This window comes from Stenotrophomonas sp. SrG (assembly GCF_050031795.1).
Taxonomy (GTDB): Bacteria; Pseudomonadota; Gammaproteobacteria; order Xanthomonadales; family Xanthomonadaceae; genus Stenotrophomonas; species Stenotrophomonas rhizophila_A.
In genome coordinates, this window is sequence record NZ_JBNBBE010000584.1 from 1 (window position 1) to 251 (window position 251).

General features: G+C 59.8%; 1 pseudogene. It reads right to left on the reverse strand.

The features are described 5' to 3' along the window. Positions 1-125, reverse strand: a pseudogene (locus tag ACQG3P_RS20930) (DNA polymerase IV); the annotation flags it as partial. Between the last annotated feature and the right edge of the window lie 126 nt (positions 126-251).

Consider the following 251-nt stretch of genomic DNA (forward strand, 5'->3'; position numbering starts at 1 on the left):
ACCGAACGCGCCCCCTTCCACGCCACCACCACCGGCAGCCCCCGCAGCGACGGACTGTCGCGCTGCTCCACCGACGCGTAAAACGCGTCCATGTCGACGTGGATGATCTTGCGTTGTGCGGACACGGCGGACGCTCAAGGGCCCAAGTGGCGGGAATAGATGAACAAGATTACAGCCACACGCCTGAGTCTGGTCTTTTCATAACAACAACATGCGTTTTTCACGCTGAAAACACTACGCCGGCGTACGGT